Annotated in this window: 10 protein-coding genes; 4 read left to right on the top strand and 6 right to left on the bottom strand. The window is 48.9% G+C overall.

All coding sequences use genetic code 11. The annotated features are described in order from the left end of the window. The first annotated feature begins 41 nt into the window (after nucleotides 1–41). Entirely contained in the window at nucleotides 42–1,127 is a 1,086-nt protein-coding gene (locus ACO08K_RS08555; RefSeq protein ID WP_421795977.1) for a methylmalonyl-CoA mutase family protein, read from the top strand. A 298-nt stretch (nucleotides 1,128–1,425) separates the two neighbouring features. Here the strand turns inward: ACO08K_RS08555 and ACO08K_RS08560 are convergent, their stop codons facing one another. The 3 genes from ACO08K_RS08560 to ACO08K_RS08570 all read right to left on the bottom strand — a co-directional run bounded on the left by ACO08K_RS08560 (nucleotide 1,426) and on the right by ACO08K_RS08570 (nucleotide 5,879). After that, complete coding sequence (locus ACO08K_RS08560; protein WP_421795978.1) at nucleotides 1,426–2,601, bottom strand: exo-beta-N-acetylmuramidase NamZ family protein; 1,176 nt, start codon at nucleotides 2,599–2,601, stop codon at nucleotides 1,426–1,428. A gap of 165 nt (nucleotides 2,602–2,766) precedes the next feature. Next, on the bottom strand, nucleotides 2,767–4,119 hold the full coding sequence (locus ACO08K_RS08565) for a WD40/YVTN/BNR-like repeat-containing protein (RefSeq protein ID WP_421795979.1): 1,353 nt from the start codon (nucleotides 4,117–4,119) through the stop codon (nucleotides 2,767–2,769). Further along, a complete protein-coding gene (locus ACO08K_RS08570) occupies nucleotides 4,116–5,879 on the bottom strand; it encodes a WD40/YVTN/BNR-like repeat-containing protein (RefSeq protein WP_421795980.1) in 1,764 nt (587 codons plus the stop codon). Before ACO08K_RS08570 ends, ACO08K_RS08565 begins: the two co-directional genes overlap by 4 nt. Nucleotides 5,880–6,254: 375 nt before the next feature. Between ACO08K_RS08570 and ACO08K_RS08575 the strand changes: the two genes are divergently transcribed. Next, nucleotides 6,255–6,668, top strand: a complete 414-nt coding sequence (locus tag ACO08K_RS08575) for a hypothetical protein (protein WP_421795982.1) — start codon at nucleotides 6,255–6,257, stop codon at nucleotides 6,666–6,668. 292 nt (nucleotides 6,669–6,960) lie between these two features. Here ACO08K_RS08575 and ACO08K_RS08580 read toward each other — a convergent pair whose 3' ends face one another. Continuing rightward, a complete protein-coding gene (locus ACO08K_RS08580; protein ID WP_421795983.1) occupies nucleotides 6,961–8,007 on the bottom strand; it encodes a T9SS type A sorting domain-containing protein in 1,047 nt (348 codons plus the stop codon). Between the two features lie 424 nt (nucleotides 8,008–8,431). Here ACO08K_RS08580 and ACO08K_RS08585 point away from each other — a divergent pair, with 424 nt between their 5' ends. Then, the gene (locus ACO08K_RS08585) at nucleotides 8,432–10,435 is read left to right on the top strand and encodes a hypothetical protein (RefSeq protein ID WP_421795984.1); all 2,004 of its coding nucleotides are present in this window, start codon (nucleotides 8,432–8,434) and stop codon (nucleotides 10,433–10,435) included. Between the two features lie 111 nt (nucleotides 10,436–10,546). Further along, nucleotides 10,547–10,972, top strand: coding sequence for a DUF1801 domain-containing protein (locus tag ACO08K_RS08590; protein WP_421795985.1), 426 nt, complete (start codon nucleotides 10,547–10,549; stop codon nucleotides 10,970–10,972). A gap of 104 nt (nucleotides 10,973–11,076) precedes the next feature. On the opposite strand, the gene ACO08K_RS08595 is transcribed toward ACO08K_RS08590, so the two are convergent. Beyond that, on the bottom strand, nucleotides 11,077–11,577 hold the full coding sequence (locus ACO08K_RS08595; protein WP_421795986.1) for a hypothetical protein: 501 nt from the start codon (nucleotides 11,575–11,577) through the stop codon (nucleotides 11,077–11,079). Nucleotides 11,578–11,948: 371 nt separating this feature from the next. Continuing rightward, on the bottom strand, nucleotides 11,949–14,723 hold the full coding sequence (locus ACO08K_RS08600) for an endo-1,4-beta-xylanase (protein WP_421795987.1): 2,775 nt from the start codon (nucleotides 14,721–14,723) through the stop codon (nucleotides 11,949–11,951). Nucleotides 14,724–14,856: the final 133 nt, after the last annotated feature.

Consider the following 14,856-nt stretch of genomic DNA (forward strand, 5'->3'; position numbering starts at 1 on the left):
AATTCATCACTCATCACTCATCACTCATAACTCCAAAGAGTATGTTCTCTTTTCCAGAAACCCCCTACGCCGATTGGCTCCAACAACTTGAAAAAGACCTCAAAGGCAAACCCTGGACCGACCTACAATGGCACCTGGGTGATGATATTGTAGTTGATCCCTTTTACCACCCGGATCAGTATTTCCCCCAACGTTTGCCCTTGCTGGCCGGGCAGTCAAAAGCCCAATGGGCAATTGGTGAGTCATTGGAAATTGCTGACTTCAAGTTGGGCAATCAGGAGATATTGGCGGCGTTGGAGGGTGGCACAGAGGCGTTGGAGTTGCACCTCAGCAGCCCGATGGGTACTGAAGATTGGGCAGTTTTGTTGGAAAATGTGCAACTGGAGTACATTGCGCTGAATCTGGTTTTGAGGGAGATAAATCAGGAGCCGGGCGTTTTTCTGGAGGGCCTACAGGACTACATTATCAAACAAGGATTTGAACCTGAAAAACTGCACGGCTCGATCGATTTTGGTAAAAAACCTGTTCCAATTGCTACCCTTCAAAAATACTTGCCAGGTTTCAAACTTGGTGTGGTTGATGGCTTAGGCTTGCATCAGGGGCATACAGCAAGTGCGCAAGAGTTGGCTGGTCTGTTACAGGCGGGAGAAGTTTACCTCGCAGCAGCTTCAAGTACGGAGTTGGAAACGGTAGCGCAAAGCATCCTCTTCAAAGTAGCCCTTGGCAAAAGTTATTTTGTGGAAATCGCCAAATTGAGGGCTTTGCACATCCTCTGGTTCAATGTGTTGAAGGCGTATGGGGTGCAAAAGTCGGGCGTATCCATCTCCGCTCATTTCGCCCCTGATTCACAGGATGAAAATACCAATACCAATATGATTCGGGCGGCCACGCAGGCCATGTCGGCCATCATTGGTGGCGCCCAGGAATTGTACGTCTTGCCCTCCAATGTGGGCGCAGGCGAGTCCCCTACCCCATTCACCCGGCGGATTGCGCGCAATGTGCAACACCTGCTGCGCCAGGAAAGTTACCTGGATAAGGTGCAAGACCCGGCGGCGGGAAGTTATTATGTGGAAAAATTGACGGAGGAATTGGCGAGGAAGGCGTGGGCGATTTTTCAGCAACAGTAGGTTTGAATTATTAACTCACTTTAAGCATTTTATTTACCGCAGAGTTTCGCGGAGTACACGCAGAGTTTCGCGGAGTTTTTTAGTTTTAAGGAGTTTGCCACCTGCGGTGGCTGGAGTTAGGGCTCCAGGAAAATCTTGCTTAAGATAAAGTGTAATATTTGATAACGAGTAACGGCCAGCCTTCAGCAAAGGCGACCTCTGAGGCCTCTTGGCACCGCAGGTGCCCTAAAAAAACGCTGTGAAACTCTGCGTGTACTCTGTGAAACTCTGCGGTAAATAAAATGCGCAATGTGAGTTATTAATAAAGTAAAAATGCTTCCGTCCTCTCTCTCCAATCGCCCACAACCGTCAAATCCCCAATTTGACTAAAAAACTGATCCACATCTTCCTCCAAGGCCTCGCGTACAGCGGGCGTACCCGTCAACAAATCAAAATGCCGTGCTCCGGTTTTATTCACATGAGTCGGGTAATTCGCCCATTGGACTTGTTCGGGATACAGCTTTTTCAACAGTCCTACCAGGTATAAACCCACAAAAATGGGTCGAAAAACAAGCTCATCCAGCACATGCAACATGATGCCCTGGCAAGCTTGATTTTTGTACAAACCTTCACTTGGCGTAAACGAAAAAGGTCGGGCCCTCACCCCCTCCAAGCCACTGTCATTGAAAGCCTTAGCCAACTCCAAGCCATCGATCCAGGGTGCCCCACATACCCGAAAGGGAAAGGCAGTTCCTCTGCCTTCGCTCACATTCAACCCTTCCAAAAAGCACAAAGCTGGGTAGGTCAGCAAGGTTTCCATACTCGAAATGGCGGGCGAACTGGGTACAAAGGGCAAGTTCAAATCCTGGAAAAATTGCTCCCGTTTCCAGTTTTGAGCGGTATACACTTTCAAATCCAGCCCCTCATCAAAACGTTCTTTGTGCCAAAACAAAGCCAATTCCCCAATCGTCAGGCTATGCCGAATGGGAATGCGCCAACGGCCAATAAAAGAGGCAGCCGTGGATTCATCCAGCATCGGGCCTTCCGCAAGGTCGAGCTTTCCGCTGAGAGGATTCGGTCGATCCAAAACGACCAAGGGCACTCTGGCTGCGTGGCAAGCCTCCATCACGTAGGAAAGGGTCCAGATGTAGGTGTAAAAACGTACCCCAATGTCGGGTAAATCGAATAAAATGCCATCCAGGTCTTGCAAAACCTCGGTAGGTGGGCGCAGGTTATCGCCGTAAAGACTGAACACGTGTAAGCCGGTTAATGCGTCGGTTTGATGGGCCATCAGAGCGCCATCTGCGCCGATGACTTGCAGGCCATGCTCAGGTGAAAAGAGGCGGGCGAGCTGAAAGCCATTATTCAGTAGTGCTTGACGGACGGGGATAAAATCACGGGTAAAAACAGCGTCATTGGTGACCAAGCCCCAACGTTTGTTTTTGTCTTGCTGCGTTTGCAAAAAATGATCTATCCCAAAGGTTATCCGTGCCATTTATCCCAAAAAATTAAGTACTATTTAAAAGCCGACGCTCCCCTTAGGTGTCCCTTATGTGCCTTCAGTTTCTTAGGTGGTGAGACCCCCAACCTGCGAAGCAGGTATTCATTCACCACCTTAGAAACCACAGGCAAATAAGAGGCACCTAAGCGCGCTCAGTATTCAAGGCTTCTTCCAGGTCGCCTTTTTCCACAAAGCCGAGTTCAGCACCCCCTGATACGCCGCCTGCGCAGCCTCCAATTTCCCCTTGGTCAATTGATGCACCTCCACCTGCTGATCCGTCGGCGGGTGATCACCACTGGAAACCAGTAGCTCTTTCCCGATCGCCAAGAAACGTTCCAGCACACCCACCGGATTCCGGAAATTGTCCTGCCGAGCCCCCGTTTGTTTCAAGTCGAGCAAACCACTTTCAATTTGGTACAATTGCTCCTCCAGGTCGAGCAGGTCTTTTTTCACTTCCGCCGATTTCTCCCGGCTGCTGGCCTTTTGCAGATCAGCGCGTTGTTTTTCAATGTCTTCAATCAATTTGACCGTAGCTTTGAGGTCGCGGTTCAGTTGCAGGCCAAAGCTGAATTGTTTTTGGATGTCGGCGTCATTGCCCTTTACATTTGGGTCATTGCGCAGTTCCAAGATTTGCTCCTGTTTTTTGCCATTGGCATTGTACACCACGCGGTATTTGCCCGCAGGCACCAGCGGTGCGTTTATGCCCGGCTGCATGTCCAAATCCCAGGGATAAATGCTGCGCTCGCCGTTTTTGTCCAGTTCTACCCAGTCCTTGTCGCGGGGTTTGGTGCGCAACTTGGGCAAACGGGCGGGTTCCGGGCGCAAGTCCCAACTGGTCCGCTGGATACCCGCTTTGTTGACCGTACGCAACTTGCGCAGTGTATCGCCCTGCATGGAGAGCACCAGCAGCTCAGCCGTTTTTTGCAAAGTATCTTTTTGGTAATAATTGATCAATGCGCCGTAGGTAGGGTTTTGTCCCGAAAAAGAGTCGCCGTCCGCGTGGGTGCCCTGTACGCGTTGAAAGCGATAGGCTGGCCGCAAACTGAACAAGTGGCTTTCAGCCTTTTGCACCTCGGCACTGAACTGGCGGATGGGTGTCAGGTCGTCCAGGATGTAAAAACCTCGACCGTAGGTGCCGAGCACCAAATCGCCAAAGTGTTTCTGGATGGCGATGCCGTAGACCGCCACAGGAGGCAGGTTGTTGCGCAGGCGTTGCCAGGTCTTGCCGTCGTTGGGCGAAAAGTAAAGCGCATTGTCGGTGCCGCAGTACAAGAGGCCTCTCATTGCAGGGTCTTCACGGATTTGAAACACCGTACTGGATTGATTTTGGGGTAAGTCGCCGATGATTTTCGTCCAGCTTTTGCCGTAATCGCTGGTTTTGAAGATGTAAGATTGGGTGTTGCCCACGTACAAAAAGCGGTAGGATACGTAACAGGTTCCGGCCTCAAAATTGGAGGGTTCGATGCAGGAAACGCTGCCGCCAGCGGGTAAGCCAGGTATATTTTTGGTCAAATTTTCCCAGTTTTTGCCACCGTCGCGGGTAATGTGCAGAAGGCCATCGTTGGTACCCACCCAAAGGATGCCTTCTTTGACGGCGATTCAGCCATATTCAGCGTGGTGCAGCCATCCCAGGTGTAGAGGTTGTCGTAGGCAATGCCGCCGGAATTGTCCATTTTTTTGGGATCAGCGGTGGTCAAATCCGGGCTGATCACTTGCCAGGATTGGCCGCCATTGGTCGTCTGGTGGATGTACTGGCTGCCCACCCACACCGTGTTCGGGCGGTGACGCGAGAGCACCATGGGGAAGTTCCAGTGCCAGCGGTATTTCACGTTTTGGGGGTTCCAGCCGTATTGGGTTTCGGGCCAGGGGCGTACGTCGCGCGCGATGCCTGTGCGCAGGTCGGTCACATCCAGGCCGCCATCGTAACAACCCGACCAGACGATGTTCGGATTGAAGGGATCAACCTGGGCAAAACCCGACTCGCAGCCGCCTACAAATTTCCAGTCACTGATGGGGATGCCCCCGCTGCGGCTGTTGCTGGGGCCGTAGTAGGAATAACCATCCTGGCGATTGCCGAGTACGTGATAGGGGATCATGCTGTCGACCGCCACGTGGTAAAGCTGGGCGATGGGTAGGTTGACGTTTTTCCAGGTTTTGCCGCCGTTCAGGGTCATGTTCATGCAGCCGTCGTGGGCCACCATCTGGCGGTTGGGATTTTTTGGGTCAAACCACATGTCGTGGCAATCGCCGCCCATGGCCCAGGGGCTGCCCTCACCCATTACCCAGGACTTACCGCCGTCTTTGGACTTGGAAACGCTCACGCAGATGGTGTACACCTCGTCCGCATTGCCCGTGGAGACCCGCACCCGGGTGTAGTAGGGCGCGCGTTGGGCCATGGAATGGTCTTTTTTGACCAGGGTCCAGCTGTTGCCACCATTGTCGGAGCGGTAGAGGCAGGGCTCCTTGTCTTCGATCAGGGCGTACACCACGTTGGAATTGCTGGGGGCGATGCACACGGAGGTTTTGCCGACCGGGTGCTTTTCGCCAAATTGGATACCCCGAGTGTTCATGGGCTCCCAGGTTTTGCCCGCGTCGGTCGAGCGGTAAATGCCGCTGGAAGGGCCGCCAGAGTTGAGGCCCCAGGTTTTGATGTCGACCTGCCACATGGCGGCAAAGAGGATATTGGGGTTGTTGGTGTCGATCTCGATCTCGTTGCACCCAGTGGACTCGTTCAGGAAAAAGACGCGAGCCCAGGTTTTGCCGCCATCGCTGGTTTTATACACGCCACGCTCTTGCTGGGGCGCGTGGGTGTTGCCCAGGGCGGCGACGTAAATGGTGTTGGTATCGCTGGGGTGCACCACAATGCGCCCAATGCGCCCGGTTTTTTCCAGCCCCAGGTGCTTCCAGGTTTTGCCCGCATCAGATGACTTGTACACGCCATTGCCCAGCGGGTGTGCGGGCCGAATGACGAAGGTTTCGCCGGTGCCGCACCAGATCTGGTTGGGGTTGCTGGGGGCAATGGCCAGAGAGCCAATGGCGGCAACGTCTTGATCGTCAAAAATGGGTCGCCAGTTGAGGCCGCCGTCTTCGGTTTTGAAGATACCGCCTGAGGCCGCACCGACGTAGGCGACCATGGGATTGCCGGGTTCTCCGACTACGGCGGAGGCGCGGTTGCCGTCGACGCCGAGGAAGCGGAAATTTAAGTTATTGAAGGTTTGTGCGGAGGAAAGGGTGGTAAAAAGGAGGAGGAGAAGGAGGAGGTGGTGGCGCATGGATTTTTGGTTTTTTTGGAGGGGAAAATAGGGAATTTCGGGGGATTGAGCGGGGCAAAATCACTGAAAATTATTATAAATCACTCATCGGGGTCGGAATAGAATCAAAAGCCTGATTGATGATTTGAAAATTTAATGTGCTCTTCTTGAAAACTTATAGGCTATAAGATTAACTTTGATTTGAGTCTTTGTATCATGGATATTTGACTATAGACGGAGTAAAATGGGATGAAGACAGTCCCAGCTCACACGCAACAGCTGTCAAAGTAAAAGGTACAATGCGGGTTTCACTTTGACGGTTGTTGCGTCAGGGACTTGTTGGGCGACATGCAAAAACCGACGGCACTCAATAAAAAGGTAGTTAAATCATAAACGATGAAAAATAATGTTTTTTACATTAGAGCATTAACCATTTTCCTTGTAATTCTTTTTATTTTTTGTAAATTTTATCTAAGAACTTTAAATCTAAATAATGGTTTAGCAATATTTCTGTTAGGGGTTTCTCCCAACTTTTTTTCTGCTATTGGGATGCCAATGTTTTCACTATGGAACCTGCATAAGAAAGAAGAAAACATTCTAAAAAAGTATGACAAATATATTTTATGGGGGCTTGGGATTTTCTTTCTTTTATTTATATATGAAGAATACATACCAACTTTTGCCAATTCTCAAGTTTTCGATTATTGGGACATCCTATTTTCTTTTTTTGGACTAACTGCTTTCTATTTAATCTACAAGATTTATTTCAGGACAACATTAAACCAAATAAATAGAACAGTAAGAGAGTAATCACTTAAACTGATCAACTTTGTAAGCAACATTTCAAAAAATTAAGTTGCTTGTTTCTCTAATCATTCAGAAACTCGCAGGATTCAGCCTAAATCCCTTGACTCCGCAAAACCCCTCTATTTTACCACGGCACCCACCTTTCGTCCCCACGATTTCCAGATTCAATGCAATACTCATTTGAAAAATCAGCGTACTGTTTTTATATTGAGAACAGAAGCATTTTACCATGCATTAAGCAGAAATCGGAAGCAGCATGAGGCCAGAAGAGTACCGACCAGAAGCCACTCCACACTCATTGCCGGAACATTTGCCCGCTGAACACTCCCCCAATGAAATAAATTCGGTAGACATACAATCCCGGCGGCAAGGAGGAGGCATCCCAATGCAGGGTATGTGCTCCAGTCTCCTGTTTTTCATGTAATAATCCTGCAACCAGCCGGCCGCTGGCATCCAGCACGTCGATTTGAACCAAGCCCTTTGCTGGTAGTTGGTAGTGGATGGCAGTTTTTTGAGAGAAAGGGTTAGGAGAGTTGGAATGGGCGACCGATTCCCTGGTTTGTTTGCCTGATACCGACGACAAAACGTCCAAAACGCTGGTAGCCCAAGAAGTGCCAACCCGGATACCATCAAGTTTAATATTGCATCCGGTTATGCCTGTTTGGGCATAATTGTTGTTCAACACCACCGAAGCCTGCCCTGTATAATCACCTCCGTCATTCGTACCCGCAGCGGGCGTTGCAGGTTCAGTCGCAGGTACGCCTTGCGTAAACACATACAAGCTGCTGGCATCATTGCCGGCGCCATCGACAATCGAATATTTCAGTACGACGAGATATGTTTTCCCGCGCTCAAACGTATTGCTCGCGTATGCAATGGTATTTTCGATTTCCTTTTGTACCCCCAGGTTGAAAGTTGAATCCGACAATCGCTTAATATACAGGCTTGTGTTGAGGTTCGTTCCACCCGTATTGGGGTTGAACGAAATACAATATCCTTCGGTCACAGTCGACGGCAAACTATCTACTTGAATCATCAAAGACATATAAGCGGCCCCTGTGGTAATTGCGGAATCCAGATTTTTTATAACCACATCTCCATTGCCTGCATTGGCTATTTGGCAGGCGTTACCCTTGGCCGAACCGACATAATCTTTGTAAGTAAGCCCGGGAGCGACCACCTTTATATTGTAAGGAAAATCAATGCCAGATTTAAACCAATCATTATTGTTGTCAAGATTTCCTATTGGTCCAAAAAGGAAATCTTCGACAAATACCTTCTGAGAAAAGGCAGTGGCATGCAGAGCGCATAGACAGGCGAAGACAAGGATCAATTTTTTCATATTGTTGGAATAATTTTTGGTTTCTATATAGAAGCGAAAGTAGAACAAACCAGCGATATTGCAAAGGAACCAAAGCCCGTTTTGCCTCGGGAGCTATCTCCACAAAGTCCGGTATTTGGGTGCAAATACGTAGTGGATGTGAATCTGGATGTAGGTGTTCGGTATAAGGATACTGATATTTAAAACGTTCTGTATAAAGATAAAAATCAAATTAAAAACACAAATCAATGATTCAAAACATTAATACAACTTGCTTTTCAGCTCCCAGATAATTATCTTTGTTTGGACTCCTCAATAGCTTATCCAAACTTTCACTGAATTAGTTTGGGGCGCAATGCATTGCCCGTAAACCCCATCTTTAGTACCGACTTATCTTTTCCTACTTGAACTAGTTTTATCATCACAAAACGCTAAAATTAAAGTTATGTCTAATCAAATTACCCTTAACGGCAGGGTATCCTTTAACCAATCCAGTGATGTCACTGCCACTGTAAGCGTTTGGGAGGCCAATAATGCTGAGTCGATTGGTGGGGCTGCGGTGAACGACGGTCAATTCACCATTGACGTTACTCCCGGATCAGCGGACGCCATTCTTTACGTTACGGCTGATTTACAAGCCTCTGGAGTTGTTTTGCTGTCTGTTTTGTCGCCGAATTTGCAAGCAGATATTGCCAAGCAGGGGATAGTTGTGAATGAGTTAACTACCGTGGCTGCGGCGTTTACTTGCGCTCAATTTTTCAAGGGGCTACAACTGTCTGGTAACCTAAAAGGAGTGACGATTGCCGCTAAAAATATGCCCAATCTGGTCAATCCAGTAAGCGGATCCTGGGGCGATGTGTTAACGGACCCCTTCAACATCACCCAGAATGAGACACTGGCGCGCCTGAATACATTGGGGGCACTGATCACTGCCTACGGCACAGTTGATATAACTGGCTGGCAGGATAATTTTTTGAAATATACAACGCCCTTGGGTGGCAAACAGCCGGAGAATACCGCTGAAGCAATGATTGGCATTGCCCAGTCGCCTTGGGCAAACCCGGCAGCTTTGTATGCCCTTTTTGATCAAGCCTATCCTCAGCCGACCGATGGCTTCCCGGCTAAACCCAACAGCAAGGTTCCAGTCAGTCGGCGAAGTGCTCCTTTTGTACCCTATTTGAGTTTTGCTCCAGAGGATTTTTCAATGATCCTGGCTTTTGGCCAAGGTGGCATCTGCGCACCCGGGAAGTTGGCTTTGGATGCGGAAGGAAACTTGTGGACTGGTTTGAACTGGATGCCGGGCGCACAAAACGGCGTGTATCAAGGTATAGGCGGTGGACTTGTTCAGCTGGATTCTACGGGGCGACTGTTGTCGCCGCCGGTTACGGGTTATACGGGAATGGGCGTAGATGGGGCAGGCTGGGGCACCGCAATTACCCAAGCTGGCACCTGTTGGGTGACAAGTTTTAATGGCGCTATTGGCGTATATAATTTAGCGGATGGTGCTCCGGTAATGGACGAAGTGCCAGCCTACCTGGCTGAAATGTTAAGGGACAATGGAGGTTTGCAAGGCATTGGAGTAGCCGCAAATGGCGACATCTGGATTGCTGGAACTTCGTCCAATAATGTGCTTTATTTTCCGGGCGGAGACCTCTCCAAAGGCCGGAAGGTGCCGGACCTTAGCGCAGACCATCTTCTCTCTGCCCCCTTTGCGGTTTCGATCGATCAATCCAACCGGGTCTGGATTAGCAATACAAATGGTAAATCGTTGGTGCGGTATACGCCATCGGCAGAAAAAAATCCGGTGGAACGCTTTATTGTAGCCGGTGGTGGACGCGGTGTGGCGCTTGACTCAAAAGGGAATTGTTGGGTATCTTGCAATTTAAGTCCCGAATTCCCTTCCACCACTCCGACCGATGGTATTTCAATCCTTGAGGGATTTGCACTTGGTTATCCGCATCTCCAACAAACACTTGGGCGCAAGCATAAAACGGGTTCTGTTTTTATGATTCCTTTCGATGCCAAACCGATCGATACAATGGATGGCACCACTCCTTTGACACCTTATGGCGATGGGGACTTGAATGCCCCCTGGGGGGTATCCGTAGATGGCAACGATGATGTCTGGGTGGCCAACTTTATGGGCAGAGGGGTATCTTTTATGGCTGGCGCTTCGCCCAGTGGCCGCACTGAATCTTTTAATACCGGCGATGTGATTCACACCATCCATTCTGGCAGCATTCAGATGTTGACCGATGTGGTTGTTGACCAGGCGGGCAATCTCTGGTGTGCCAATAACTGGAATTTACCTCAAACGGTGATGCAAGCGCAACCCGATCCCGCCTTTTCGACCTGGGGTGGTGGATCAGGTGTTTTGGTCATCTACGGAATAGCCAAGCCCGCTCAGACGCCAGTGGTTGGCCCGGTTTGCGCGGTGGACAATGGGTAAAGATAAAAATTCAATCAAAATCCCTAACCATCCCTAAAAATTCAACAGCTTGATTCTTTGTAAAAGAGAAGTTCAGTTTCTATTTTGTGAAGAATCAAGCTGCAACTTTAAATGAACGTCCAAGATCAAATCGACTCCTACATAGCCAGCCAGCCTGAGCCCAAACGAATTGACCTGCAAACCTTGCACCAGCTCGCTCTTCAAGTATCACCTGGATGTAGAGTATGGTTCATCGATGGTAAAAACAGCGAAGGCAAAACCATTGCCAACCCCAATATCGGCTATGGCTTTTATACCATCAAATATGCCGATGGAAGCAGCAGGGAGTTTTATCAAATTGGGTTGAGTGCCAACACAACCGGGATCTCGGTCTACATTATGGGCCTCAAAGACAAGACCTATCTGTCCAGAACCTACGGAGAAAGCATTGGCAAAGCCAGCGTGACCGGGTATTGCATTAAGTTCAAAGCGCTAAAAGACATCAAACTGGATGTACTTGAAGCGGCGATACGGGATGGCTTTGATGGGAGATTTTGAGCCGACACCACTACGCATAAAAAGGAAGCTACCGTTTTGGGGCAGCTTCCCTTTCATTCCTTAGAAAGGCTTGTCTAAGTACAATGCGTTGCTCAACCGCTCGCTTATTTTCCCATTTCAGGGCCACTTACCACCGGGGTGAGTGCGATGAGATCAAGCAGCCACTTGTCGCCCATTTTTTTGAGCACCACTGCCGTAGTTGTTTTTTCTACTTTCGTTTGGCTGCCAAAACTGATGCTCTTTTCCTCAGTGTAAGTGGCCAATATCAGACCAGGTGCCAGATAGCGGCTTTGCATGCCAATGAGTTTGACGTCAACCTTGTCGGGCTTAGGCAAACCTTTCAGGAATTCCATATAGCCCTTCATGTTGGCGACCACAGTGGCACGGCCCCGGGTAATGTTCCCATCTGGGGTGATTTGATCTACATTTTCGGTAAGCAGGGCTTCAATACCCGACATATCCATTTTTCCAAAGGCCGCTGAAAAACCATTGTAGTTTGCCATGATGCCTTTTTGATCCGCGTCGGAGATGCTTTGGGCTTGCAGCGTTTGGAAAAAAAACGCAAAAGCGCAGCAAGCGAGAAGGTTTAAAAGTGTCTTTTTCATAGTTTGATTGGTTGTGATTTGATGGTACAAAGCTAAGGGGCTGCCGGGCGGCAGTTATGCGCAGGTTTGCGTAAATCGGCTACGTAGATTTGCGTATTTTAGAGAATATGCTTTGAATGGCCAACAAACACGTGGATGGTCGTGAATTCGATAAGCTGGAAAATCGCCTGTGCCATTTTCAGGTTCCAATTGTGAGAAGCGGGGGGATTTAAATAGGTATACATTTTATGACTAAAAATGAGTCACCCTGAATTTACAAATATCATGATGAAAAAATAAGCACAAAGGACACAGAGTCCTTTGTGCTAAAAAATGCCGTTTTATGTTTTCTCAAAAATTCCGGATGTCCAACTGTTTAAAGTAACACCCTACTATTCCTTGATGATTTTTTGAACCGCTCTACCCGCTCGAATGATGTACAGGCCGCGGGGTATTGCAGCAAGATTGACCGTGATTCGATCGTCTTTCAAGGGATGAGTAAACGATTTGACCAAACGCCCCTGTAGGTCAAAAATCTGAACAAGCCCTCTGTTTTGAGCCAGCCCCTCGATGGTCAATTCGTTTTGAACCACGGTAGGATAAACCCTTAACGGAATGGATGATTCGATCTCCTTCAAGCTGGTGGGAATGTTGACGGGAGGAGCGGAAGCCCTGATCGTGGAATTGAGCCACTGCAAAGCAGGGCGCTCCTGTCCGGTACAAGGATCAATCAGATAAGCCGCAGCGTCGTTTTGCCACAGGCCTGGTCGCCAGCCCCAAAGCGTGATGCCAATGACCGATGGATGGTTCCAATAGAGACTAAAAATCCGCTGGTATTCCGCAAGTTGGAAGCTGTCTTTTTGAGCGGTGGTACCCCCATCTTGTGGTTCGCCGTTGGCATCAAAGTACAGGTCGCCTTCAATATCCAATTCCGTAATCTGAATGGGCAGTCCCAACTGCGCCAAATTGTCCAGGTTGCTTTTTAGGTTGCTGTTCAATGCTGCATAAGTGCCGCCGTATTTTTTGGTACTGAAGGTGTGGCCTTGCATCCCCACTACATCCACCAAATTGGCAGCTTTCAGCAATCGGATGATATCGGCATAGCGGCGATTGAGGCTAGGGGTATTTTCAATCCCGTACTCGTTGATCATCAATTTTGTTTGGGTAGGGAAATATTGTCTGCCTAATTTAAACGCATTCACAATCCAGTCGTATTCGCCTGCTTCAGTGTTTAATTCCGCATTTAAGGAGCTCAAAGCAGCTTTGTAAAAAGGCGGCTGGTTCAAAGGTTCATTCACCACCTCCACATAGGCTGGGGCGTTCTCACCGCTGTAACGCGTGGACACGGCGGCAAACCATTCCTTGATTTCTGCCACTTGTTCCGCTTGTGGCAAATTCTCTAACCAGGTGGGTTGCTGGGCGCCCCAAACCATCACGTGGAAACGGAAGGGGAAATTATTGGTTTTCGCAAACTGCCGGGCTTGATCCAAAGCGGCCCAGTTGAACGAATCTCTCTGTACTTCTACTGAAGCCCACTTACCGGAGTTTTCCGGGGTCACTTGATTGAAATATTTTTCAAAATCCGGCAAAGCATGACCAGCGTAGACGTTCCCCAAAAACTTCGACTTGCCCGTCGCAATCGGCACTTGAGTTGCTGGCGCGCTGTAGCTGGTGCCACAGACCACTTCCAGACAGACCTCATCGATGTAAAAGGTATTGGCCACAGCGCCGCCCAGGTTGAGGGTCACCAGCGAGCGAGGGCTAAATGCTTTGAACTCGTAAGTTACCTGCATCCATTCCTTGCCGATTCGGTTGGCGGAAGTAGTGTATTGCGTTTCAGAATTGAAGGGACTGGCCGCGTTTCTGAGGGAAAATTGAATGGTGTTGACATCCGCGCTGTCTGCTTTAATCCAGATCTTGAAGCGGTAAGTGCCTCCAGATAAGGTATAAAAAGAAGGACTGGCCATTTGCAGCTGGAAACTTAGCGTGTTGGCAGGGTTGCGTGCGACCAGCGCATTCGACCCGCTGTATACCTTCGCGGTATCCATCGTCACGCCAAAAGAACTACCGTTTGCACGATTGTAGTAAGTCCATCCGTTGAAGGTATTGCTCCCGGCATCATGGGTCTCAAAACCATTGTTGGTAAGTGGCAAACAGTTGTCCGTTGGTTTTGGATAGACCACACAAATGTTGTCGATGTAATAGGTATTGGCGGTTTCGTCGCCAAGGTTTAAGGTAATTACCGTCGCATTACTAATTGCCGTAAACGAATAAGAAATCTGGGTCCAATCACCACTTATCCTCGTTGCAGAGTTGGTGTATTGTGTTTCATTTCCCCCGTTTCCATCCCTGGTGGAAAACTGAATGAAATTCGCATTGGGTGTCTTTGCTTTGATCCATAGGTTCAGTGTGTAGGATTGTCCATTCACCGTAGGAAAAGCGGGGGTGCCAATTTGTAATCCCCAGCGAGCAATCCCCCCCGCATTGGTCGCCTGCAAAGCGTTGGTGCCGGCATAGGCGTTGGTGCCTGTGGCTAGGCCAAAACTGCTTCCACCGTTTTGGTTGTAAAATGTCCAGCCACTGAAGGTGTTGGCAGTTGAGTTGTACGTTTCAAAATCGCCATTGTCCAATAATTGGCAATTGGCTGCACCTCCCGCAGGGCCCTGCAAAGACATGTCGTCCAGGTAATACGTGTTCACTTGTGCGCCAAGGTCCAGTACAATTCTCGTCATCGCCTCATTCGCTGTGAACTTCCAGGTCAATTGTGCCCATTCCTTACTCACCGCGTAATCTGCCGAATACAATGCATTGGGCTGGGTGGAAAAACGAATTTGCGTACCTGCATTCGCCCCCTTCACCCAAATAGAAAAGGTGTATTCCTCGCCCGCCTGGGTAGGAATCAAATCGCTGGCCAACTGCAATTGCCAGGCTTGCCCAGCTTGCGTCACTTGCCCTTTCAAGGCTCTACTGCCGCTTCGGTATTCTCCATTGGCAACAGCTTCTGAAAAGGTGCCGCTGATTTCGTTAAAAATGTTCCAGTTGGTGAAAGTTTTGCCGGTTCCGGCTTCAAAGCCTGGGTTGGGAATAAGATTTTGAGCTACAACAGCATAGCTGGTTAGCAGACAAAGGCATGTCGCTAACCAATGGTTTTTGGTCAATTGTTTCATGAATTTTTTCCTTAATTGGTCTAAAAATGTTGTGATCAAAGCAATGTTACAACAATGCTCCGACTTCATGAAATCGATTGTAAATTTATTTTGGATATATGTTTGGTTTGGTAAGGTAGTTGGCATTTCACTC

The organism is Haliscomenobacter sp., from assembly GCF_965225875.1.
GTDB lineage: Bacteria > Bacteroidota > Bacteroidia > Chitinophagales > Saprospiraceae > Haliscomenobacter.